Origin of the sequence: Bacillus sp. GbtcB14 (assembly GCF_019091205.1) — a bacterium.
GTDB classification, from domain to species: domain Bacteria; phylum Bacillota; class Bacilli; order Bacillales; family Bacillaceae_G; genus Bacillus_A; species Bacillus_A cereus_AG.
In genome coordinates, this window is the sequence record NZ_JAGXJT010000001.1 from 917,448 (window position 1) to 941,002 (window position 23,555).

Below are 23,555 nucleotides of genomic sequence, written 5' to 3' on the forward strand. Positions count from 1 at the left end.
ATAAAAGTGAGTATTTTAAGTGCAAAAAATTTAGAAACGAGTTATGAAAAGCTTACAGTGTTTCGCAATTTAAATGTGGAAATACAAGAAGGAAAAGTAACGACAATTATAGGGCCAAACGGGTGCGGTAAATCGACATTGTTAAAAACAATGGGAAGAATCTTAAAGCAAAAGAGCGGTAAAGTATATTTACAAGGACAGGATTTAAATACAATTCCAACGAAAGAAATTGCGAAGCAGTTAGCTTTACTTCCGCAAACTCCAATTGCGCCAGGAGAGCTTAAAGTAGAAGAGTTAATTTCTTATGGACGCTATCCACATCGAAATAACGTAAATAAGTTAACTTCAAAAGATAAAGAGATGATTGATTGGGCACTAGATATAACGAAAACTTCTGAATTTCGAACGAGACAAATTGCAAATCTATCAGGTGGTCAACGACAAAAGGTATGGCTAGCGATGGCTTTAGCACAAGAGACAGAAGTGTTACTACTAGATGAACCAACGACATATCTTGATATGTCTCATCAATTAGATGTATTACAAATTGTGGAGAAGTTAAATAAAGAACATAATTGTACGGTCGTAATGGTACTACATGATATTAACCATGCAGCAAGGTTTTCAGATGAGATTATTGCAATGAAGGAAGGGGAAATCGTTACAACTGGTAGCCCAGAAGAAATCATTACAAATGAAGTGTTAAAAGAAGTATTTCATATTGATGCGCGTGTCATGATTGATCCATATAACGGATCTCCTGTTTGCTTTGGATACGATAGCGTTGTATCTCAAGAAGAGAAAGTTGAAATATATGTAACGAGTTAAGAGGGGGGATATAGGATGAATACTACTATTGAAAAACAGCAGATTATAACATTTAATACAGAGCAGTGGAAAATGTATTCAAAACTAGAAGATAAGGAATATCAAATTCACATTTCAAAGCCGAGGCAGCCAGCACCAGAGTCAGGCTATCCTGTTATATACGTATTAGATGGCAATGCTTTTTTTCAAACATTCCATGAAGCGGTTAAAATACAATCAGTTAGAGCAGAAAAAACAGGTGTTTCACCAGCAATTATAGTAGGTATTGGTTATCGTATTGAAGGGGCATTTTCAGGTGAAGAAAGATGTTATGATTTTACACCTAGCGTAATTTCAAAAGATGCGCCTTTAAAACCAGACGGTAAACCGTGGCCTAAAACAGGAGGAGCACATAACTTCTTTACTTTTATAGAAGAAGAACTGAAGCCTCAAATCGAAAATGATTTTGAGATTGATAAAGGAAAGCAAACGTTATTTGGGCATTCGTTAGGTGGTTTATTTGCTTTACATATACTATTTACAAACGTAAATGCCTTTCAAAATTATTTTATTAGTAGTCCATCTATTTGGTGGAATAACCAATCTGTGCTTGCAAAAGAAGAGAATCTTATAAGTGAATTAAATAGTGCCAAGTTTGAAACGGGAGTGTTCCTTACAGTTGGGTCACTAGAACGAGAGCATATGGTTGTAGGGGCAAACGAATTGTCAGAGCGGCTTCTCCAAGTAAAACACGACCAGTTTAAATTTACGTTTTATGAGGCTGAAGGGGAGAATCATGCATCTGTTGTGCCGACTTCTTTAAGTAAAGGGTTAAGGTTTATTAGTCACGTATAGAAGAGGGAAAAGGTAAGCAATTGCTTACCTTTTTTCATTATCGCTTACACGCAACGTATCCATCAATTAAAAAGCTAGTGAAAAAGCGAGTGATTTGAGTAAAGCCACATTCCTCCATAATAGTTAGTAGATTATTTTCGGAAATAGGAAATATTTCTGTTTCAAAAGAATTTTCAAATCGGTCCCAATCTTTTAATGGAATTTGATTTTGTATCATATGATTGCGCCAAGCATGTAATTGTGCAGAAAACATACTTGTATGGGGTATACCATTTATTGAAGAGAGAAAGAATGGAGCACCAGGCTTTAGATAACTACTAATTTCATTAATAAGTTCTTTTTTCTCCTTAATAGTTGGGACGAAGTGCAGGACAAGCATACAGGTGGCAGCGTCAAATAATTGATTTGGTAATAATGTATGGATAGTTCCATGTACAAGGTGAACATGATTTTGTATGCCTTCGTTTTTAATTCTTTTTTTAGCTAACTGTAGCATGCTTTCAGATGGATCGACACCTGTAAAAGATAAGTTGCTATTTTGTTTACTGATTGAGAGAATCTCTTGTCCACCACCAGCACCTATAACTAGTAAATTTGGATTCATATTTTCTTTAGGGAATGTAGTAAGTAGAAAATGATTCATCATGTCATAAAGGGTAAAATATCCAGGGATTTTCAACGGAATTGTTCGTTCATACGTATGTACAGTACAATCATTCCAGCTCATTTTTTAGCCTCCTCTTTTATAATAAAGTTTCACTTTATTATGAAATGAAATGGTTAGAGGAAACAATCCCATAAATCTGGGGGGAATCAAGATGATTTATGAACAAGCAACGAAAGAAATAACAGTGTTAATGAAAAGCGAGAGTTCAACTAGACAATTTCAAAAAGAGTTTTTAAATATATTAAAAAAAGTAATTCCTTTTGATGCTTCCTGTTTCACCGCGATAGACCCGCGTACATTTTTATCAACCGGAGCATGTACAGATCAAAGAATTGAACAACTGCATCCGCAGTTATTTATGAATGAATTTTTAGAGGATGATTACAACAAATTTAAAGATTTAGCACGAAAGGCCCCTCATGTTGGCGCGATACGTATTGTCACAAATGATAATCCGATAAAAAGCGCTAGGTATCGAAATGTTTTAAAGCCAGCCGGTTTTATAGATGAAGTAAGAGTGGTTTGTATGAGTAAAAGAAAATGTTTTGGACACTTAAGTTTGTTTCGAGATAATACAAAAATACCCTTTCAGCATGATGAATGTAAGTATTTATCGAAGGTGGGTTTATTGGCAGGAGATACTTTAAGAACATCCTTTATAATCCGTTCAGAAGAACAAATAGAACTAGTAGGAATGGGTATGATTATATTAAATGAAAATCTTAAACTAAATTATTGGGATGAAACAGGATACATATGGTTATCAAATTTTAGAAAGTATGAACAATTAAATGAAGATGACATACCGAGGCCGATACGTGCAGTTTGTTCGCAAGTAAAAGCAAATGAAACTAATAAAGAAGCAACAGTTTGTATAAGTTTAACGTGTGGACAATTTTGGGTTATTCGTGCAAGTAGGTTAGAAAGTTACAGTAGTTGTCATACAGGATATAGGGTTTTGTTCGAAAGAGCACGGCCAGAAAAAGCTTTTCCTCTTCTTGCAGATTTTTATAATTTGTCTCAAAGAGAGAAAGAAGTGATAGTAGGAATTGTTAGAGGGATGTCAACGAAAGAAGTGGCAAAAGAATTGTGCATTTCTACATATACAGTTCAGGATCATTTTAAGTCAATTTTTGAAAAGGTTGGAGTATGCACTAGAAACGAACTTATATGGGAGCTTTTTTATAAGGTTTGTTTTTCAAAGGGGGAATATTAAAAGGAAAATAGTTTAATTTATCCGGTATTAACAGTCGGGAAGCTCATAAGATCAGTAGCTGTGGGCTAATAATCAGTGGAATTTTAATATAAACGAGAAACATTCAAATAAACATTTGAATGTTTCTCGTTTATACGGTATACTACATACATAATCAAATATATATTTGAATAAGAGGTGTTACATATGAAGGAAGAACATTGTGAACTTTGTTATCATGATGAGCAAAAAGTAAAACATGCAAGTGATATGCTAGAGAAAGAAAATATAAGTAGTGTAGCAAAAATGTTTAAGGCACTTGCAGATGAAACACGTTTGAAAATTGCTTATGCGTTGTATACGGAAAAAGAGCTTTGCGTACGTGATGTCGCAAGTATTATTCATAGTAGTATTGCAACAGCATCACATCACTTAAGACTATTACAAACGATAGGATTAGCGAAAAAGCGTAAAGAGGGGAAACTTGTTTTTTATTCATTAGATGACTCTCACGTAAATGGATTAATTGAATTAGCGTTTAGTCATAGTAGTGAAATGAAGAATAAAGAAGTTGATATGTAATTACGCATTTTCATAAAGATACTTCTTTATGAAAATGCAACTTTAAAAGGAGAGGAGATAATAAGTATGGTAAAGCTAGTTTTAATACGACACGGACAAAGTGAATGGAATGTTGAAAATAGGTTTACAGGTTGGACGGATGTCGATTTATCTAGTAAAGGTTTGGAAGAAGCAAGAGAAGCTGGAGTAATGCTGAAAGCAAATGGTTTCTCATTTGATGTAGCATATACATCTGTTTTGAGAAGAGCGATGCGTACTTTATGGATTACTCTCGAAGAAATGGATTTAATGTGGATACCTGTTCATAAAACATGGAAATTAAATGAGCGTCATTACGGTGCACTTCAAGGATTAAATAAGGAAGAAACAGCGAGAAAATACGGTGATGAACAAGTAACTTTATGGAGACGTTCAACAAATGCACGCCCACCAGCACTTACAAAAGATGACGAAAGATATGAAGCAGCACATCCGAAATATAGAGATGTAAAAGAGTATGAGTTTCCTCTTACAGAAGATCTAGAAGATACAGAGAAACGAGTTGTTTCATATTGGAATGAAGAGATAGCTCCTAATATAAAAACTGGTAAACAAGTAATTATTGCAGCCCATGGAAATACAATACGTGCTTTAGTAAAACATTTAGATAAAATTTCAGATGAAGATATAGAAAATGTAAACATTCCAACAGGAACACCATTGGTTTATGAATTGGATAACAATTTAAAACCGATAGGCCATTATTATTTAAATAGGGAAATTTGTATGAAATAAACACTTGTAAATACCCTACCGTAGTATTGTATTTGTGTGACGGAGGTGAGTTGAATTGCTACATTATACGGTTGTAAATAAAAAGAATTGTGAGTCATGTGGATTATGTACTTCTATAGCACCTGATATATATCAATTAGATGGAAGAGGAAAATCATTTGGTGTATTAGATAATAATCAAGGAATAATGGGAATCCCAAAAACTTTCTTGAAAGCCATGTTGGCGGCAAGTGACAGTTGTCCAACAAGTGCAATTCAAGTAAGAAAAGAACCATTTATAAAGAAAGTAAAAATTCAATAGAGGAATTATGAAAGACAAAACAAAATTAAAAGGAGGCATTTATATGGGACATCATCACGGTCACCAACATCATGGACATGCTCACGGGCATTCTCATGGACATCATCATTTTGAGGAAAGTAGGAAAGGAAATAGAAAAGGATTAATTACAGCATTAGTAATTACAGCAACTATTATGTTCCTTGAATTTTTCGGGGGACTAGTTACAAATAGTTTAGCCTTATTATCCGATTCAGGACATATGTTAAGTGATACAAGTTCATTATTATTAAGTTTAATTGCAATCGGACTTGCAGCTAGAACGGTTACTTCTACAAAAACGTATGGATATTATCGTTTTGAGATTTTAGCGGCATCAATTAATGGTATTACGTTATTTGTTGTAGCAGGGCTTATCGTATGGGAAGCAATTGGTCGTTTTTTTGAACCACCAACTGTAGCAAGTGGTCCAATGATGTTAATCGCATCAATTGGTTTACTAGCAAATTTAATTAGTGCATGGGCACTCATGAGACAAGGTGACGTGAAAAATAATGTGAATTTACGTAGCGCGTATTTACATGTTCTTGGGGATGCTTTAGGATCAGTGGGGGCATTAGTAGCTGGTGCACTTATGTCATTATTTTCATGGTATATTGCAGATCCAATTATCTCAGTAGTTGTAGCTTTATTAATTTTAAAGAGCGCGTGGGGAGTAACAAAACACTCCATTCATATACTTATGGAGGGTACACCAGTTGCAATTGAACTAGAGAAAGTGAAGCAAGCGATTAAAGGAGTAGAAGGTGTAGGTGATTTACATGACCTTCATATTTGGACAATTACGTCTGGATTAGATGCATTAAGTGTCCATGTAATGATCGATAAAAAACAGGATGATCAAGAAGTACTGCAAAATATTATTGATATGCTAAAAAAAGAGTTCCATATTGAACATGCTACAATTCAAATTGAAACACTTAACGTTAAACATAATGAAATGATTGTCTAATAAAATGCAAACAAAAGGCTATGGGGAAATTCTCCATAGCCTTTTGTTTGTGCAAGTAGAATTGTCCTTTTTGAAAGTTTTGTTTCAACTTTTCGTCTAAAGAGACAAAAAGTTGTCACAAATCGGTCACAATTAGCATAAACATAAAATAGACGAAATGAACTTATTTCCAAAAAGGCTTGTTTCATTCCAATCATGATTTGTAGAGCTGAAAAAGCATGGATGAAAAGTTCACTATATTCTCAAGGAGGTAGATCGTATGAAAACTATTCTTGCTATCGCTGGGCTTATTTGGGTTTTATCACATGGCATTCCAATTTATGAAGGAGAACAAATTCGCAGTGCTCTAAATAAAAATTTTAATGAATATCACATTATTGATCGGCAAGATAATGTTGTGACAGTTCGTGTAAATGACTGTTTTCATACGGTAACCGTTGAAGGAACTTCAGTAGTGAATGACACAAAAGTATGTGATCAGCAATAATTATATATAGGAAGAAAAAAGTCTCAATTTACACGTGTGTAAATTGAGACTTTTATTATTGTTTTTTGAAAAAAGGCAAGGGTATTATAATAATTGAGTCTGAGAAGCTAATAAGTTGTTAAGAATAAGCATAGAGTGGAAATATACTCATATGGGGTATCATACATAGATAATTAATGCTATAATTGGTATACTCGTAAAAGCAATTGTTTTATTGGATGAAGAGAAACTTTAAGAAGGTGATAATATGGATCATAAAGAGCATGAAGCAGTAACACATAGATCAGAAAAAGAAAAAGAACAGATTATAAATAGATTAAAGAGAATTGAAGGACAAGTCCGCGGTATTCAAAATATGATTGAAAATGATCGTTATTGTGTGGATATTTTAGTACAAATTTCAGCGATTAATGCAGCGATGAAAAAAGTTGGAATGGGTGTATTAAAAAACCATACAAGTCATTGTGTTTCAGGAGCTATTAAAAATGGTAATGGTGACGAAGCAATTGAAGAATTGATGACAGTATTTGAACGTTTTTCAAAAGCGTAAAAACAAGCTAGTATATAACTGGCTTGTTTTTTTGTTTACCTTTATATCGGGTTTTGGTGTGCAAAAGTGTGTGTAAAATAAACTTTTAGAAAATAATTGAAAAATCATGATATAAAACCATTGATTACCTTAGGGGGGTATGGTAAGATGTAGTTGTGATTAACAAACAATGAAGAAACAAGAGGAGGATTTTAAATGGAACAGTTAACATTACAAGTTGAAGGTATGTCTTGTGGACATTGTGTAAATTCTATTGAAAGCAGTGTGAAAGAACTAAACGGTGTTGAGCAAGTGAAAGTTCAATTAGCAGAAGGTACTGTTGAAGTTACGATTGATTCATCAGTTGTAACGTTAAAAGATATCGTTGCTGTAATTGAAGATCAAGGGTACGATGTTCAATAATTATTTTTAGATATGGAAATAAATCGTACTTTATAGGAAGTACGATTTATTTTGTTAATAATTATACCTTATGAGGGTATATAGAGGTGAGAGACATGAATGAACAGAAAGAGGCCAATCTTCAAATATCAGGAATGACATGTGCGGCATGTGCAAATAGAATTGAAAAAGGCTTGAAAAAAGTAGAAGGTGTTCATGATGCAAATGTAAATTTTGCACTTGAAAAAACAAAAATAATGTATGATCCCCAAAAAACAAACCCGCAACAGTTTAAGGAAAAAGTTGAATCGTTAGGATATGGAATTGTAAGTGATAAAGCTGAGTTTACTGTTTCTGGGATGACATGCGCAGCATGTGCCAATAGAGTAGAAAAGCGTTTAAATAAGTTAGAAGGTGTGAACGGGGCGACAGTAAATTTCGCTTTGGAATCGGCTACAGTAGATTTTAATCCTGATGAAATTCATGTAAATGAAATGAAGAGTGCAATTACAAAATTAGGATATAAATTGGAAGTGAAATCAGATGAGCAAGACGGATCAACTGATCATCGCTTACAAGAAATTGAGCGACAAAAGAAGAAATTTATCATTTCATTTATTTTATCATTCCCGTTATTGTGGGCAATGGTAAGTCATTTCTCATTTACATCGTTTATTTATTTACCTGATATGCTTATGAATCCTTGGGTACAGCTAGCTCTTGCAACTCCAGTTCAGTTTATCATTGGTGGGCAGTTTTATGTTGGAGCTTATAAAGCGTTACGAAATAAAAGTGCCAATATGGATGTTCTCGTGGCACTTGGAACATCGGCTGCTTATTTCTATAGTGTATATTTAAGTATTCAATCTATCGGTTCTTCGGAACATATGACAGATTTATATTTTGAAACGAGCGCGGTACTTATTACACTAATTATTTTAGGTAAATTATTTGAAGCAAAAGCAAAGGGACGTTCATCAGAAGCAATTAAAAAGTTGATGGGTTTACAAGCAAAGACAGCTACAGTTGTGCGAGATGGAACAGAAATAAAAATTTTAATCGAAGAAGTAGTAGCTGGTGATATCGTTTATGTAAAGCCTGGTGAAAAAATCCCGGTAGATGGGGAAATTGTAGAAGGAAAGTCAGCGATAGATGAATCGATGTTGACAGGCGAGAGTATTCCAGTTGATAAAACAATTGGGGATGTAGTAATCGGCTCTACAATGAATAAAAATGGATTTTTAAAAGTGAAAGCAACTAAAGTAGGCAGAGATACTGCATTAGCTCAAATCATTAAAGTAGTAGAAGAGGCTCAAGGTTCAAAAGCGCCTATTCAAAGGGTAGCGGATCAAATTTCAGGTATTTTCGTACCGGTTGTAGTTGTGATTGCTATTATCACATTTGCAGTGTGGATGCTATTTGTTACACCTGGTGATTTTGGTGGAGCACTTGAAAAAATGATAGCCGTACTTGTTATCGCATGTCCGTGTGCATTAGGTCTTGCGACACCTACATCTATTATGGCGGGATCAGGAAGATCGGCTGAGTATGGCATTTTATTTAAAGGCGGGGAGCATTTAGAAGCAACGCATCGATTAGATACAGTTATTCTAGATAAAACAGGTACTGTGACAAATGGGAAGCCGGTGTTAACAGATGTAATTGTAGCAGATGAATTCCACGAAGAAGAAATGCTACGTCTAGTAGGTGCGGCAGAAAAAAATTCTGAACATCCACTTGCAGAAGCGATTGTAGAGGGAATTAAAGAAAAGAAAATTGATATCCCAAGTTCAGAAACATTTGAAGCAATTCCGGGATTCGGCATCGAATCAGTTGTAGAAGGGAAACAATTATTAATTGGTACACGTCGATTAATGAAGAAATTCGATATTGATATTGAAGAAGTTTCTAAATCGATGGAAGCGCTAGAACGAGAAGGAAAAACAGCAATGTTAATAGCAATAGATAAGGAGTATGCTGGAATAGTTGCCGTTGCGGATACTGTAAAAGATACTTCAAAAGCAGCTATAGCAAGACTTAAGAAAATGGGTCTAGACGTTGTTATGATTACAGGAGATAATACACAAACTGCTCAGGCAATTGCTAAGCAAGTTGGTATTGATCACGTAATTGCAGAAGTATTACCAGAAGGAAAAGCAGAAGAAGTGAAAAAACTCCAAGCGCAAGGTAAGAAAGTAGCAATGGTTGGTGATGGAATAAATGATGCTCCTGCACTTGCTACGGCGGATATCGGTATGGCAATTGGAACGGGAACGGATGTAGCGATGGAAGCGGCGGACATTACGTTAATCCGTGGTGATTTAAATAGTATTGCTGATGCAATCTTTATGAGCAAGATGACGATAAGAAATATTAAGCAAAATTTATTCTGGGCACTAGCTTATAACGGCTTAGGCATCCCGATTGCAGCGTTCGGTTTCTTAGCACCTTGGGTTGCTGGAGCCGCGATGGCATTTAGTTCTGTATCCGTTGTATTAAATGCATTACGACTGCAAAGAGTGAAATTAAAAAAATAAAAATCTATAGAGTAATTGCATAGGCTTTTAAACAAAAACAATACTTTGAAATAAGTATTGTTTTTTGTTTATATAGAAAGAAAAAAGATATAATAAAGCAGAAATATTGAATACTAGATGGTAGAAAAGTTAAATGATAGTTTCGTAAGGAGGTAATAACAGTAAATGAGAATCTATAAAAAACTATAAAAATTTACAATTACAGGTTTTATATTTTACAGAATTCAACCTATAATATTTTCAGGTGATGAAAAGGGGGGAAGGATGAAAACAACACGTACTTGTAAAATCAATTCTATTACAAAAGAACAAACGGAAGATTTAATTACTTTGATCCGTACGTTCGAAAGTGCAAAACGATATAGTTTTAATCGTTTGATTGAGGGCGAAAACGAGAAAGAATTGATAAAAAAACTACAACCTAAATATTTGTTAAATAAACGTTTTTGTGAAGATGCGATTTTACAAGCGCAAACGATCCTTTTCTCTCAAAAAGAACTTCTTCCTGTTTACCTAGAAAACAATCAAAAAAAGTTAGAAAAGACGTTACAAAAAATAGATGATTATGAACGCGGCAAAAAAAGACCTAAACAAGTTGCATTAGAAACTTGTTTAATTGGCTTAAGAAAACGAAAACAAAAATTAGAACAAAAAATTGAAATGTATGCAAAACATATTAAAAATAAAACATTACCTCCTATTATTTTTGGTGGGCGGAAAAATTTCTATGAAAGAATGAAAAACAAGATATCCAATCAAGAATGGAAAGATTTGCGGACACGACAATTATATTCTCGTGGAGATAAAAGCAAAAAAGGGAATTTGAACATGCGCATTACAGTTGATGACTGTGGGCAAGGATGGTTAGAAATTGCAAATCCATTAGGACGAACAAATGGAAAAACAAAAAGCCCACGAATCAAAGTTCCGATTATCATTCCATATCATTTTTATCATCAAATCACAAATGTCGTTATGGGAAAGCAAATCGGTGTAAATCCAAAAGGAAAACCGATTATAGAGCATCAAAAATATAGTGTAGAAATCATTCGTAAACAAAATGAATTTTATGTAAATATTACGTTTGATGAAACAGAAATAGGTCGTGTACTAGATTTCAAGGAAATATCACAATCAGATGTAATTGCAGGAATTGATGTAAATCCGGACCGCATTGCAGTTAGTTTATGTACAAAACAAGGTAATTTTAAAGGGTCAAAAATTTTTTATCTACACAATCTGAATACGTTTTCAACAAACAAACGCACAACGATAATTGGACAAATTGTACAACAAATTAAAACATGGTTATTGGCAAACAATGTAGGGGGAATTGTTTTAGAAGATTTAAAGTTTCAACAATCTCATGATACTGATACATACAGTAATCGTAATTTCCATCAATTTACGTATAAAAAGATGTTGAACAATTTAATTCGTATGTCTCTTCGTAACGGATTTTCTGTTAAAACAGTAAACTCCGCTTATACAAGTGTGATTGGAAAATTAAAATACAGTAAAAATTTCGGTATTAGCGTTCATGAAGCAGCCGCATTCACGATCGCAAGACGTGGATTAGAATTGCAAGAACAATTACCAAAAGAGATTATATTATTATTAAAAAACCAAATTACAACAAAACTGCGTATTCTTGTTGCTTCCATGGAAGAAAGTAAAAAGAATACGAAAAAAGTATATAAAAAATGGTTACAAACAATTCAAACGTGGAAAGAATATCACAATTGGAAATTGTGGAGCATTCTTCATAAAACTGTTTATATGAGCAATCAACAATTCGTATTTAAAATTTAAATGAGAAGGGGGGTACTGGTTTATTTCTTATAACCTCTTGCATACTACTGACTTGGATGAATGGTAGTATGCAAGGACAGATCGTTCCTAACAGGAACCTGCCGTCATTCTTTCACAATAGGTGGATGAAAAGGTCACAACCCTTACGGACAGGAAAAAGGTGAGATTCCTTTTCGGTAGTTGGCATTTGACTTGGTTCGCCAACAATTTATAGATTTTTATAAGAATTTTAAACCAGGTTCATATATGTTAAAAGACACGATCATTAGAACATTCCATAAAGAGGATTTAGAACAAGTATTACAATTGTTCTATGAAACAGTTCATACAATTAATGCAAAAGATTATAACGTGTTACAGCTACAGGCATGGGCACCAGATCAACTAGATAAAGAAAGTTGGTTAAGGTCTTTAGAAAAGAATATTAGTTATGTAGCGGATCATAACGGTGTGATAGTGGGATTTGGGGATTATAATGATGAGCATTACATAGATCGTTTATTTACGCATAAAGATTATCAAGGAAAAAGAATAGCTTCATACATACTACAGAAGTTAGAAAAAGAAGCAGTGAACTTGGGGTGTAGGGAAATATATACAGAAGCGAGTATTACAGCAAAACCTTTTTTTGAGAGTAAAGGTTTTATTTGCATAAAGGAACAAAAGAAACAGCATAATGGTCAGATTTTTATTAATTATGTAATGAAAAAATAGCCCTCTCGTAAACGAGAAGGCTATTTTTTTCATTATTTTACAGCTTCTTTAAGTTCTTTACCAGCTTTGAAAGCAGGTACTTTAGAAGCTGCGATTTGCATTTCTTCACCAGTTTGTGGGTTACGGCCTGTACGAGCAGCTCTTTCGCGTACTTCGAATGTACCGAATCCGATAAGTTGTACTTTTTCACCAGCAGCTAAAGTGTTAGTGATTGATTCTACTACAGTTTGTAAAACTACAGTAGCTTCTTTTTGAGAAATCTCAGCATTTTGTGCTACGTTTTTGATTAATTCTGTTTTGTTCATGTTTTTCACCTCATATGTAAATAATGCTATTTAAGTTGTTATTATAACGTATAAAACATTCGAGAACAAGTGTACGCACATATATTCGTAAAAAAAATGAAATTTGTAATATTTTTTAGAGCCACTGTATAGACAGTTCATTTAAGCGGATACAGATTGTTTCTTTAATTCAGTTTGCTCTTTATTGGAAGGGAGCTTCTTATTATATGATATGAAATAAGGTAATGCTACAAATAACATACCTCCTACTAAGTTTCCAAAGAAAACAAAAATGAAGTTTGGAAAATATTCAAACCAAGTTAAATGACCGGCAAAAATTGCAGCTGGGATGACAAACATATTGGCCACAACGTGTTGAAATCCAATCGCAACAAAAGTCATAACTGGGAACCAAATACCGATAATCTTTCCGATAAATTCTTTACTTCCCATACTGAGCCAAACAGCTAAACAAACGAGCCAATTACATCCGATTGCAGAAATGAAGGCTTGCAGCGGTGTATCTTGTAGTTTAGCTTGCGCAATAGAAACTGTTTTCGCTAAAAAAGCGCCCTCTGTTAATCCGACGATATGACCGAAAAAATAGGCAACGAATACAGCACCTATGAAGTTGCTAAACGTAACAATAACTAAATTTCGTATGAAATGAAATAAAGTAATTTTCTTTTGAAGCCAAGCCATAGAAACTGTCATCATGTTACCAGTTACTAGTTCACCGCCTGCAAGAATAACGAGTATAAGACCGATAGGGAATACAGCAGCGCCTAGAAAACTAGTAAATGATCCCCAAGATTTTGGCATTGTTCCGATAACATGGATATCGAGTAAATACCCTAATGCTATGAAAGCACCACCAAAAAAACCGAGAATTAGCATAGGGAGTAATGATAAATGAGCTTTTTTTCTTCCGGAATTCGCTGCAAGTTCCGTAATTTCTTCTGGTGTAAATACAGACATGAATAATCTCTCCTCAATAAAATGATAGAATGAATAGAAGGAACATTTTTAAGAATCTATGTATTATAAAAATATGTTATGACTTCTGTATAAGTTTGTCAAAGTGAATGGGTATAATTGGATATAACTAACATTGTTCATGTTGTCACATGAATGTAACAATAAGGCTGTAAAGTGCTTTTAGAGGTGAGAACATGAATACGCATCATGAAAAAAAAGAACAAAAAAAATCAATCATAAAAATATTCATACTCAGTTTTATAAGTATAGTAATGATTTCAGTAAGTTTGTATTTCTATGCGACAGAAATAGAACGAAAACTAGTAACAGTTACGTGGAATGAAATAGAAGCATCTACAATTCCTAAAGAGTTTAATAATAAAAAAATATTACAATTCTCAGATGTACATTTAGGGCCAGAATTTACACTGAAACAACTAGAAAATTTGGTGGAGAAGATGAATGCGTTACATCCAGATGTAGTAGTTTTTACAGGGGATTTAATAGATAAGTTTGGATCGTATAAGGCGGAAAGAGAAGAAGCGAAAGGTATTTTACAGAAAATACATGCACCCTTAGGGAAATATGCAGTGTTTGGGAATCATGATAGGGGCGGGGGAGGTAGTTTATTTTATAAAAAATATATGGAGGAAGCTGGTTTCTCTGTGTTAGTAAATGAAATGCAAAAAATTAAAGCGGAAAACGGAAAATATATTACAATATCAGGTTTGGATGATTTCTTATTAGGAAAGCCGCAAATAGACTCGACTTTAAAACATGTGAGGCAACAAGATTTCAATATGCTTTTAGTACATGAGCCGGATGTTATAGACAAAGTAGCTCGTTACCCAGTTGATTTTCAAATGTCAGGCCATAGTCACGGAGGACAAGTTCAAATTCCTTTTATAGGTCCATTAATTACTACAAAATTAGCTGAGAGCTATGTGGAAGGTATGTATGAATTAGAAGGAAAGAATAAGCCGTTACATTTATACGTAAATCGTGGTATTGGGACAACCCGAATGCCTGTTAGATTTTTGAGTGTACCTGAACTTTCGGTATTTGTATTGAAGCAAAATAGTAACTAGACCATTCAGTAGTAGGAGGGTTTTCAAAGAAAGTGCTCTTTTTTATTGATTAAAAACAGAATATTGTGTAACTTTTATTTAAAGTGTTAAAAAAGAAAGGGGCATTTCTATGATAGAAACATGGCATAAAGAATTGGAAAATTTATATAAGCAAATGGTTTTGTGGCGAAGAGATTTTCATCAATACCCAGAGCTATCGTTTCAAGAAATAGAAACACCGAAAAAAATAGCCGAAATCTTAAAAAGTTTTCATATTGATGTGACAACAAATGTTGGAGGAAGAGGGGTAATTGGCGTAATTGAAGGTGGAAAACCTGGGAAGACGATAGCGCTACGTGCTGATTTTGATGCACTACCTATTCAAGATGAAAAGCAAGTTTCATATAAATCAAAGGTTCCTGGCGTAATGCACGCTTGCGGCCATGATGGACATACAGCAATACTTTTAGGTGTTGCAAAAATATTAAGTGACCATAGAGGTCAGCTTTCTGGAAAAATAGTTCTTATACATCAACATGCAGAAGAGAAAGAGCCTGGCGGAGCCATTGCTATGATTGAGGATGGTTGTTTAGAAGGGGTAGATGTTGTTTTTGGGACACATTTATCTTCTCAAATGCCTTTAGGAGTGGTTGGGGCGAAAGCTGGAGCAATGATGGCGGCGGCTGATACTTTTGAAGTAAAGATTCAAGGGCGAGGCGGTCACGGCGGTATGCCGCATCATACTGTTGATGCTATTATCGTTGCAACACAAGTAATTAATCAGTTACAACTTTTAGTGAGTCGAAAAATAGATCCGCTACAATCGGCGGTATTAACAGTTGGTACGTTCCATGCTGGTCAAGCGGATAATATTATTGCGGATACGGCTACGTTTACAGGAACCATTCGAACGTTAGATCCTGAAGTAAGAGCATATATGGAGAAGGAATTTAGACGAGTTGTTGAGGGGATTTGTCAGTCTCTTCATGCTGAAGTTACTATTCAATATAAACGAGGCTATCCAATATTAATAAATCATGTAGATGAAACGAGTCATTTTATGGAAATCGCGAAACGTGACATTGGAAGAGAAAGAGTCATTGAAGTGCCACCTATTATGGGGGGAGAAGATTTTGCATACTACTTAGAACATGTTCCAGGAGCATTTTTCTTCACTGGTGCGGGTAATGAAGAAATAGGGACAACATACCCACATCATCATCCTCAATTTGATTTTGATGAACGAGCGATGTTAATTGGTGGTAAATTACTTTTAAGTCTTGTAAATAGTTATGTTAGAGATGGAAAAAAATCTCTTCATCATGTAGAAGTGAAAAAGTGATTTATAAAAAAACAACAATAGGTTATATAACCTATTGTTGTTTTTTTTATTTTTGCAAGGGGATAGCATCAAAATATGTTCTATAGTTATTAGAGAATTCAAAGTTGTTTTTTGCATCCCAGTTAATAGACCAAGACATTAGGCCGCGGAATGCGGGATAGCCACTCTGATTTGAAAGTTTATACTTTCCTCCGAAAGGAATTCCTTTAATGATATAATCTAAAGCTTTTTTCATTTCAGTTGGAGAAATATATCCGCCACTTGGAGCGGCCGCTGGTGCTGCAGGAAGTCCAATCATGACTTGATCCGAACGAAGAGCTGGGAAAATGTTATTTGCATTACCACCTACAGGAAAACCATGTAAGAGCATGTCTGCCATAGCGACTTCGTAGTCTGCAGTACCTTGATTGTAGTTATTACCGTCCATTCCAATCCCGCTACCAGCGTTGTAGTGTTGAACGTGAATGTATGTTAGTTTGTCTTTCACTCCATAAATAATCGGTAAATATGCACCCCAGATGCTTCCATATGCGCTATAACCACCTTGAACATAAGCTGTTTCAGGAGCCATGCTTAATAGAAAATTCGGACCATAATGATCTGAGATTGTCCGAATAGCTGAAATAAGATTTACGATTTGAGGAGTCGTTGGGTTTTTGAAATTAGTGTCATTTCCGTTTAAGTAAATTCCTGATTCAAGGTCAATATCTATTCCATCAAAACCGTATTTATCAATTAGAGATTGTATGGAATTAATAAAACGTTGCTTAGCGGCATTATCAGGAAGTAAAACGACCCCATTTTGTCCACCTATTGAAAGAACCACTTTCTTTCCTTTACTTTTTAAATAAGTAATATCTGATTTGAATTCTGCATCCGTACCATATACAGGAGAAAATTCAACAGTGGAACGATCACCACCAGTTTCACCGAAAGATACATTGATTACATCCCATTTTGGTGAAACGTCTTTTAATTTAATAATGCCAGTACCGTTATCAAAGTTATGCCAGTATCCAACGAGTAATTTTGATCCTAAATTGTTTGCTGCTTGTGCTTGAAAGGGAGCTAGCGGTAGCAGTAAGAAAATTACTAAAGTATAACAAATGAATTTGAACTTGTTTAACATATCAACACTCCTATACAAAAAGTTGTCTAGATGTATAATCTTGTTTATTTAATAATATCTGAAAATTCATTCTTTTGTAAGGTGACTATAATTTTCTCAACAATTGTATATGGAAAAATATTAAACCTAATGTAATAATTTTTGAAGGAGGTCGAATTACGATTGTTAAATTCAGAATATTTTGATATATTTTAAAGTATAGGACAAGATTTTTCGCATAATACTCTTACATAAATTTCAAAATTAAGTTTGGAAGGGGATGTACAAGAGTTGGATAAAAATCTTAAGAAAGACCTCAAAATACGCCATATAACAATGATCTCAATTGGTGGCGTAATAGGAGCTGGTTTGTTTGTTGGAAGTGGTGCGGTTGTGCATTCAGCAGGTCCAGGCTCTATCGTTTCATATGCATTAGCAGGACTGCTAGTTATTTTCGTTATGAGAATGCTAGGAGAAATGGCAGCTATTAATCCGACAAGTGGTTCATTTGCAACATATGCAAGAGAGGCAATTGGTCCATGGGCAGGTTATACAATTGGGTGGCTATATTGGTTTTTCTGGGTAATTGTTATTGCAATAGAAGCTACAGCAGGTGCTGGTATTATTCAATACTGGATTCCAGAAATCCCACTCTGGTTATTAAGCTTAATATTAACGATTTTATTAACGTTGACGAATGTTTTCTCGGTGAAATCATTTGGAGAATTTGAATATTGGTTTTCATTTATTAAAGTAATAAGTATTGTTTTATTCCTTTGTCTTGGACTAGCTGTTATTTTAGGATTTGTACCAGGAACGGAAGCACCTGGCACTTCGAATTTAGTAGGGCAAGGAGGATTTATGCCAAATGGTATAAGTTCGGTGCTACTTGGAATCACCGTCGTTATATTTTCATTTATGGGATCTGAGATTGTTGCAGTGGCCGCTGGAGAGTCTGCCGAACCTGTAAAGGCAGTAAAAACAGCAACAAATAGTGTAATTTGGCGTATTCTCGTATTTTTCATTGGATCAATCGCTGTAGTTGTTACACTTCTTCCGTGGAATTCGGCGAACGTACTAAAAAGCCCGTTTGTAGCGGTGCTTGAACATATAGGAATACCAGCGGCAGCACAAATTATGAATTTTATCGTTTTAACAGCTGTACTTTCTTGTTTGAATTCGGGTTTATATACGAACTCAAGAATGCTTTTTTCAATGGCAGAAAGAGGAGATGCGCCAAAGGCATTTTTGAAATTGAATAATAGTGGTGTTCCAGTTCGGGCAGTTTTATTTGGAACTTTCTTTGCTTACATCGGAGTTGTTTTTAGTTACATATCTCCAGATAAAGTATTTTTATTTTTAGTGAATGCATCTGGCGGGATTGCATTACTCGTTTATCTCGTTATAGCAATTTCTCATTTCAAGATACGTAAAAAAATGGGGAAAGCGGAACAACAAAATTTGAAAGTGAAAATGTGGTTTTTTCCGTACGTAACATACGTTACAATTGCTGCGATTATAGCAGTTTTAGTTGCAATGCTCGCAATTGAATCTTTACGTTCACAGGCACTATTAACGATGCTAGTTACTGTTCTTATAATAATTTCTTATTTTATATTCAATAGAAACAAAAATAGTACAGTGTTGAATCCTAAAAGTAAAAATGAAGAATCTGTTCGATTCTAATTTCTTGTTTTAGAAGAGAGTTACACCCAATCATTGCTATAAAAGAATCATATATAATCATAGAAACAAGTAATTACTATTGTCATAGTGAATATAAACTTTTTTCTTGACTTTTTTTATAAAGGCGAGCAAAATGGTAAAAAAGGAAAGGGGGATGACGATGGAAGAGTACGTATTAGAGCTATATAACTTGTTATATACGACAGAATGGCAAGATATTGTTTCGTTTCTAGGAATAATGTTTTGTATGAAAATTGTAATTGTATATATGGAAGAGCAAGGTATGTTCTATTCCTTCTCATCTCCGTTCGATGTGCAGCGCGAGCCGTTGCCAAACTATGCCAAGGTAAATTACGAACAATTTCCTTTTGTAATTTTCTTTATGATTCGATTTATAACAGCAATTGTAAAGAAAAAGGAAAGTGACGATGAAGAGTACCACTCAACTTGTAATATAGCGTCTGCTTTATAGGCTAAATACAAGGAGGAGATTTATATGTGGTTTCGATTTCTTATGATTGGTTTCTTTTCATTAACAGCAATTTCTTTAATGGGATATCAAGTATCTGAAATTTATCAAGCATATAGCAATACGTTTTTTAACAAAAACTAATTACATTGCTATTTAAATAATAAAGCGATAAAATCCTTCTTAAGAAGTTTTATTAAGAAGGATTTTTTTCTTTGCTCTGTCTTACTGTGTCAAACTATTGTCACATTTACACTGTGAATAATATGTTAAAATAGTGAGGTTACGTATACATATTTGAAGGAAGAGGAGTGACCATTTTGGTGGATCAATCAACTAATCAGAAAAGCTATGCTCCTATTGTGATAACGCTTTCTGTAATTGTAAATGCGATTATTTTATTTTTGTTCTTTGGACCTGTGGGCTATGAAGGAGAAGTACATTTTGATGTAACAATTTTACCAATGTTAAATGCAATTTTTAATAGCTTTACGTTCGTATTCTTATTAGCAGCTTTATACTCTATTATTAAGAAGAATGTGAAAATGCACCGTGGTTTCATCCTGGCAGCATTTACAACGACGTTGCTATTTTGTGTTTCTTATTTATCGTATCATTACTTGGCGCCGGCAACACATTTTGGTGGGGAAGGATTCATTAAATATGTGTACTTCATTATTTTAATTACACATATTATCCTGGCGGCTATTATTGTACCACTTGCATTGTTTGCACTTGTATTTGGTTTTACAAATCAATTAACACGTCATCGTAAAATTGTACGTTGGACGATGCCGATTTGGTTATATGTAAGTTTATCTGGTGTTATTGTTTACTTAATGATCTCACCTTATTACCAATAAAAAGATCTCAGCCTGTAGGCTGGGATTTTTTTATTAGGCAAATATTTTTGTGAAATGAAAAAAATATGGTATACAAAAGTATAGTTGCTTTTCATATAGAAGGGATGGTAAAGAAATATGCAAAATTTTGTATTTCATAATCCAACGAAACTTATTTTCGGTAAAGGTCAATTAGAACAGTTAAAAACTGAAATTCCACAGTTCGGTAAAAAAGTTCTTCTCGTATATGGGGGAGGCAGCATTAAAAGAAATGGTATTTATGATAATGTACTATCTATTTTAAAAGATATAAATGCAGAAGTATTTGAATTGACAGGCGTTGAACCGAATCCTCGTGTATCAACTGTAAAGAAAGGGATTCAAATTTGTAAAGATAATGGAGTCGACTTTATTTTAGCAGTTGGAGGAGGAAGTGTAATCGACTGTACAAAAGCAATTGCCGCAGGTAGTAAGTACGATGGAGATGTATGGGACATTGTAACGAAAAAAGCATTTGCTAGCGAGGCGTTACCATTTGGTACTGTTCTTACTCTTGCAGCAACAGGGTCTGAAATGAATGCAGGATCGGTAATTACAAACTGGGAAACGAATGAAAAGTATGGATGGGGAAGCCCAGTTACATTCCCGCAGTTTTCAATTTTAGATCCAGTTCATACTGCATCTGTGCCGAGAGATCAAACGATTTATGGTATGGTAGATATTATGTCACATGTATTAGAACAATATTTCCATCATGGAACAAATACAGAATTACAAGATCGTTATTGTGAATCTGTTTTAAGAACAGTAATTGAAACAGCTCCTAAGCTGTTAAATGATCTAGAAAATTATGAGCATAGGGAAACAATTTTATATTGCGGAACGATGGCGTTAAATGGAATTTTAGCGATGGGAGTAAAAGGAGACTGGGCAACTCACAATATTGAGCATGCAGTTTCTGCGGTTCATGATATACCACATGGAGGCGGCCTTGCAATTTTATTCCCGAACTGGATGAAGCATGTTGTAAATGAAAATGTAAGTCGTTTTAAACAGTTCGCTATTCGTGTATTCGATGTAGAAACAGATGGAAAGACTGATCAAGAAATTGCGTTAGAAGGAATTGAGGCGTTACGTCAATTTTGGACTTCAATTGAGGCGCCGCTAACATTAGCTGATTATGCTATTGGAGAAAATGAAATTGATTTAATGGCTGATAAAGCGATGGCTTATGGTGAATTTGGTAACTTTAAAAAATTAAATAAAGAAGATGTTTTAAGCATATATAAAGCTTCTTTATAAGTGAAGTAAGAAAGAAACCTATTTGATTGTTATATCAAATAGGTTTTTTTGTTGTTTATAATCGTTCGTGATTGTTTTTGGTTATTTATGAATGTTTGTGGTTGATTTTTGTGATCGTTTTCATTATACTGTAATCAAAGAAGAGGTGAATAAAATGTTAACTCCTGAACGTCATCAAATGATATTGCAACTTGTAAAAGAGCAGAAGGTTGTTAAATTACAGCAATTAGTGGAAAGAACAGAAAGCTCTGAATCAACAATTCGTCGTGATTTAGCACAATTGGAAAAGCAAAGGTTATTAAAAAGGGTTCACGGTGGTGCGGCTGTTTTAACAGGAAAAGGACAAGAGCCGACGATGGTTGAAAAATCATCCAAAAACATTCAAATAAAACAACAAATTGCGAAGCATGCGGCTAGCATTGTTGAACAAGGTGATTGCATTTATTTAGATGCAGGAAGTACAACATTTGAAATGATTCCATTTTTAATAAATAAAGATGTTACTGTCGTTACGAATGGACTTATGCATATTGAAGCTTTAGTTGAAAATAATATTCGTGCATATTTACTAGGCGGGATGATGAAAAGTAGGACGAAAGCTTTAATTGGTGCTATGGCACAGGAAAGTATGCAGAAGTACCGTTTTGATAAATGTTTTTTAGGAGCGAATGGTGTACATGAACAGCTTGGTTTTACAACTCCAGATCCAGAAGAGGCACTTTTAAAACAAATGGCATTAACATTAGCGAACGAAGGATATTTCTTAATTGATGAAAGTAAGTTTTCAGAAGTTGCGTTTGCGAAAATTGCAAATGTTGAAGAGGCAAATATTATTACAAACTATTTAGAAATTGATTTAGAAAAATATAAAAGACAAACCAATGTAATTGAGGCTGATAAACAATGATCTATACAGTTACTTTAAACCCATCTATTGATTATGTAGTACAAGTTAATTCCTTCGATCTAGGCGCAGTAAATCGAACAGAGAAAGATATGAAGTTTCCTGGAGGGAAAGGGATTAATGTTTCTCGCGTTCTTCATCGTTTAGGTGTTGAAAATGTAGCGCTTGGATTTACTGGTGGATTTACCGGTCAATTTATTAAAGATGTATTACAGGCGGAAGGTGTAACAACAAACTTCGTCCGAGTAGACGGAGATTCCCGAATTAATGTGAAAATAAAAGGGCAAGAAGAAACAGAATTAAATGGGCAAGGTCCTAATGTGACAAATGAGCAATTTGAACAATTAATGAAACAAATTGAAAGTATGAAGCAGGGAGATTGCGTTGTACTAGCTGGAAGTATACCTGCGTCTATCTCAAGTGCCTTTTATGAATCAATCGCAGCGTTCGGAGTAGAAAAAGGCATTCGCGTAGTAGTAGATGCGAGTGGAAGTGCCTTGCAACATGTAATTAAAAATAAGCCATTTTTAATAAAGCCTAATCATCATGAACTTGGTGAGTTATTCGGGGTAGAGATTTCAACAGTAGAAGATATTTTACCGTATGGAAGAAAATTAATCGAACAAGGTGTAGAGCACGTTATCGTATCAATGGCCGGAGATGGAGCTTTATTATTTACGGCAGAAGGTATATATGAAGCAACTGTTCCAAAAGGTGTTGTAATGAATTCGGTTGGGGCCGGGGATTCTCTCGTTGCAGGATTTGTAGGTAAATATGAACAGACAAAAGATATTGAAAAGGCATTTCAATATGGCGTTGCAACAGGGAGTGCAACAGCATTTTCAGCTGATTTATGTGAAAAAGAAAAAGTAGAAGAATTATTGTCGCAAGTAATTGTAACTAAGCGATAGGGGGAAGCA

At 34.4% G+C, this 23,555-nt stretch carries 25 protein-coding genes; 21 read left to right on the top strand and 4 right to left on the bottom strand.

The features are described 5' to 3' along the window. The first annotated feature begins 6 nt into the window (after nt 1-6). Complete coding sequence (locus tag KVT31_RS04830) at nt 7-828, top strand: ABC transporter ATP-binding protein (protein WP_088097428.1); 822 nt, start codon at nt 7-9, stop codon at nt 826-828. A gap of 15 nt (nt 829-843) precedes the next feature. Next, the gene (locus tag KVT31_RS04835; RefSeq protein ID WP_088097427.1) at nt 844-1,662 is read left to right on the top strand and encodes an alpha/beta hydrolase; all 819 of its coding nucleotides are present in this window, start codon (nt 844-846) and stop codon (nt 1,660-1,662) included. A gap of 37 nt (nt 1,663-1,699) precedes the next feature. Here KVT31_RS04835 and KVT31_RS04840 read toward each other — a convergent pair whose 3' ends face one another. Continuing rightward, complete coding sequence (locus KVT31_RS04840) at nt 1,700-2,389, bottom strand: class I SAM-dependent methyltransferase (RefSeq protein WP_088097426.1); 690 nt, start codon at nt 2,387-2,389, stop codon at nt 1,700-1,702. Nucleotides 2,390-2,480: 91 nt separating this feature from the next. Between KVT31_RS04840 and KVT31_RS04845 the strand changes: the two genes are divergently transcribed. From KVT31_RS04845 to KVT31_RS04895, 11 genes are all read left to right on the top strand, one after another. Beyond that, entirely contained in the window at nt 2,481-3,545 is a 1,065-nt protein-coding gene (locus KVT31_RS04845; RefSeq protein WP_088097425.1) for a helix-turn-helix transcriptional regulator, read from the top strand. Nucleotides 3,546-3,731: 186 nt separating this feature from the next. After that, nucleotides 3,732-4,106 carry an ArsR/SmtB family transcription factor gene (locus KVT31_RS04850; protein WP_088097424.1) on the top strand — a complete coding sequence of 125 codons (375 nt, stop codon included), beginning with the start codon at nt 3,732-3,734 and terminating at the stop codon, nt 4,104-4,106. Nucleotides 4,107-4,172: 66 nt separating this feature from the next. Next, nucleotides 4,173-4,880 carry a 2,3-diphosphoglycerate-dependent phosphoglycerate mutase gene (gene gpmA, locus KVT31_RS04855; RefSeq protein WP_088097423.1) on the top strand — a complete coding sequence of 236 codons (708 nt, stop codon included), beginning with the start codon at nt 4,173-4,175 and terminating at the stop codon, nt 4,878-4,880. Between the two features lie 55 nt (nt 4,881-4,935). Further along, on the top strand, nt 4,936-5,181 hold the full coding sequence (locus KVT31_RS04860; RefSeq protein WP_088097422.1) for a ferredoxin: 246 nt from the start codon (nt 4,936-4,938) through the stop codon (nt 5,179-5,181). A 43-nt stretch (nt 5,182-5,224) separates the two neighbouring features. After that, the gene (locus KVT31_RS04865; protein WP_088097421.1) at nt 5,225-6,172 is read left to right on the top strand and encodes a cation diffusion facilitator family transporter; all 948 of its coding nucleotides are present in this window, start codon (nt 5,225-5,227) and stop codon (nt 6,170-6,172) included. Nucleotides 6,173-6,431: 259 nt separating this feature from the next. Further along, a complete protein-coding gene (locus tag KVT31_RS04870) occupies nt 6,432-6,659 on the top strand; it encodes a hypothetical protein (protein WP_000849103.1) in 228 nt (75 codons plus the stop codon). A 247-nt stretch (nt 6,660-6,906) separates the two neighbouring features. Next, the gene (locus KVT31_RS04875) at nt 6,907-7,209 is read left to right on the top strand and encodes a metal-sensing transcriptional repressor (RefSeq protein WP_000349637.1); all 303 of its coding nucleotides are present in this window, start codon (nt 6,907-6,909) and stop codon (nt 7,207-7,209) included. A 195-nt stretch (nt 7,210-7,404) separates the two neighbouring features. Next, nucleotides 7,405-7,611: a copper chaperone CopZ gene (copZ, locus tag KVT31_RS04880; RefSeq protein WP_000436980.1), complete on the top strand. Its 207-nt coding sequence runs from the start codon at nt 7,405-7,407 to the stop codon at nt 7,609-7,611. Between the two features lie 95 nt (nt 7,612-7,706). Beyond that, nucleotides 7,707-10,127, top strand: coding sequence for a heavy metal translocating P-type ATPase (locus tag KVT31_RS04885; RefSeq protein ID WP_088097420.1), 2,421 nt, complete (start codon nt 7,707-7,709; stop codon nt 10,125-10,127). Between the two features lie 264 nt (nt 10,128-10,391). Then, a complete protein-coding gene (locus KVT31_RS04890) occupies nt 10,392-11,939 on the top strand; it encodes an IS200/IS605 family accessory protein TnpB-related protein (protein ID WP_088097419.1) in 1,548 nt (515 codons plus the stop codon). A 246-nt stretch (nt 11,940-12,185) separates the two neighbouring features. After that, a complete protein-coding gene (locus tag KVT31_RS04895) occupies nt 12,186-12,653 on the top strand; it encodes a GNAT family N-acetyltransferase (protein WP_088098181.1) in 468 nt (155 codons plus the stop codon). A gap of 32 nt (nt 12,654-12,685) precedes the next feature. Here KVT31_RS04895 and KVT31_RS04900 read toward each other — a convergent pair whose 3' ends face one another. Together KVT31_RS04900 and KVT31_RS04905 are read right to left on the bottom strand one after the other, a co-directional pair. Next, nucleotides 12,686-12,958 carry an HU family DNA-binding protein gene (locus KVT31_RS04900; protein WP_001043902.1) on the bottom strand — a complete coding sequence of 91 codons (273 nt, stop codon included), beginning with the start codon at nt 12,956-12,958 and terminating at the stop codon, nt 12,686-12,688. A gap of 141 nt (nt 12,959-13,099) precedes the next feature. Then, on the bottom strand, nt 13,100-13,915 hold the full coding sequence (locus KVT31_RS04905) for a formate/nitrite transporter family protein (RefSeq protein WP_088097418.1): 816 nt from the start codon (nt 13,913-13,915) through the stop codon (nt 13,100-13,102). Between the two features lie 194 nt (nt 13,916-14,109). Between KVT31_RS04905 and KVT31_RS04910 the strand changes: the two genes are divergently transcribed. Continuing rightward, on the top strand, nt 14,110-15,003 hold the full coding sequence (locus tag KVT31_RS04910) for a metallophosphoesterase (RefSeq protein WP_088097417.1): 894 nt from the start codon (nt 14,110-14,112) through the stop codon (nt 15,001-15,003). Between the two features lie 109 nt (nt 15,004-15,112). Next, on the top strand, nt 15,113-16,324 hold the full coding sequence (locus KVT31_RS04915) for an amidohydrolase (RefSeq protein WP_088097416.1): 1,212 nt from the start codon (nt 15,113-15,115) through the stop codon (nt 16,322-16,324). A gap of 46 nt (nt 16,325-16,370) precedes the next feature. Here KVT31_RS04915 and KVT31_RS04920 read toward each other — a convergent pair whose 3' ends face one another. Beyond that, a complete protein-coding gene (locus tag KVT31_RS04920) occupies nt 16,371-17,453 on the bottom strand; it encodes a chitinase (protein ID WP_088097415.1) in 1,083 nt (360 codons plus the stop codon). A 270-nt stretch (nt 17,454-17,723) separates the two neighbouring features. Between KVT31_RS04920 and gabP the strand changes: the two genes are divergently transcribed. The 6 genes from gabP (at nt 17,724) to pfkB (ending at nt 23,546) form a co-directional block, all read left to right on the top strand. Further along, nucleotides 17,724-19,118, top strand: coding sequence for a GABA permease (gene gabP, locus KVT31_RS04925; protein ID WP_088097414.1), 1,395 nt, complete (start codon nt 17,724-17,726; stop codon nt 19,116-19,118). 133 nt (nt 19,119-19,251) lie between these two features. Further along, nucleotides 19,252-19,590, top strand: coding sequence for a hypothetical protein (locus tag KVT31_RS04930; protein WP_140392530.1), 339 nt, complete (start codon nt 19,252-19,254; stop codon nt 19,588-19,590). A gap of 317 nt (nt 19,591-19,907) precedes the next feature. Continuing rightward, a complete protein-coding gene (locus KVT31_RS04935; protein WP_000228316.1) occupies nt 19,908-20,450 on the top strand; it encodes a DUF420 domain-containing protein in 543 nt (180 codons plus the stop codon). Between the two features lie 117 nt (nt 20,451-20,567). Next, complete coding sequence (locus tag KVT31_RS04940) at nt 20,568-21,731, top strand: iron-containing alcohol dehydrogenase (protein ID WP_088097412.1); 1,164 nt, start codon at nt 20,568-20,570, stop codon at nt 21,729-21,731. A gap of 154 nt (nt 21,732-21,885) precedes the next feature. Continuing rightward, a complete protein-coding gene (locus KVT31_RS04945) occupies nt 21,886-22,638 on the top strand; it encodes a DeoR/GlpR family DNA-binding transcription regulator (protein WP_088097411.1) in 753 nt (250 codons plus the stop codon). Beyond that, entirely contained in the window at nt 22,635-23,546 is a 912-nt protein-coding gene (gene pfkB, locus KVT31_RS04950; RefSeq protein WP_088097410.1) for a 1-phosphofructokinase, read from the top strand. Before KVT31_RS04945 ends, pfkB begins: the two co-directional genes overlap by 4 nt. Nucleotides 23,547-23,555: the final 9 nt, after the last annotated feature.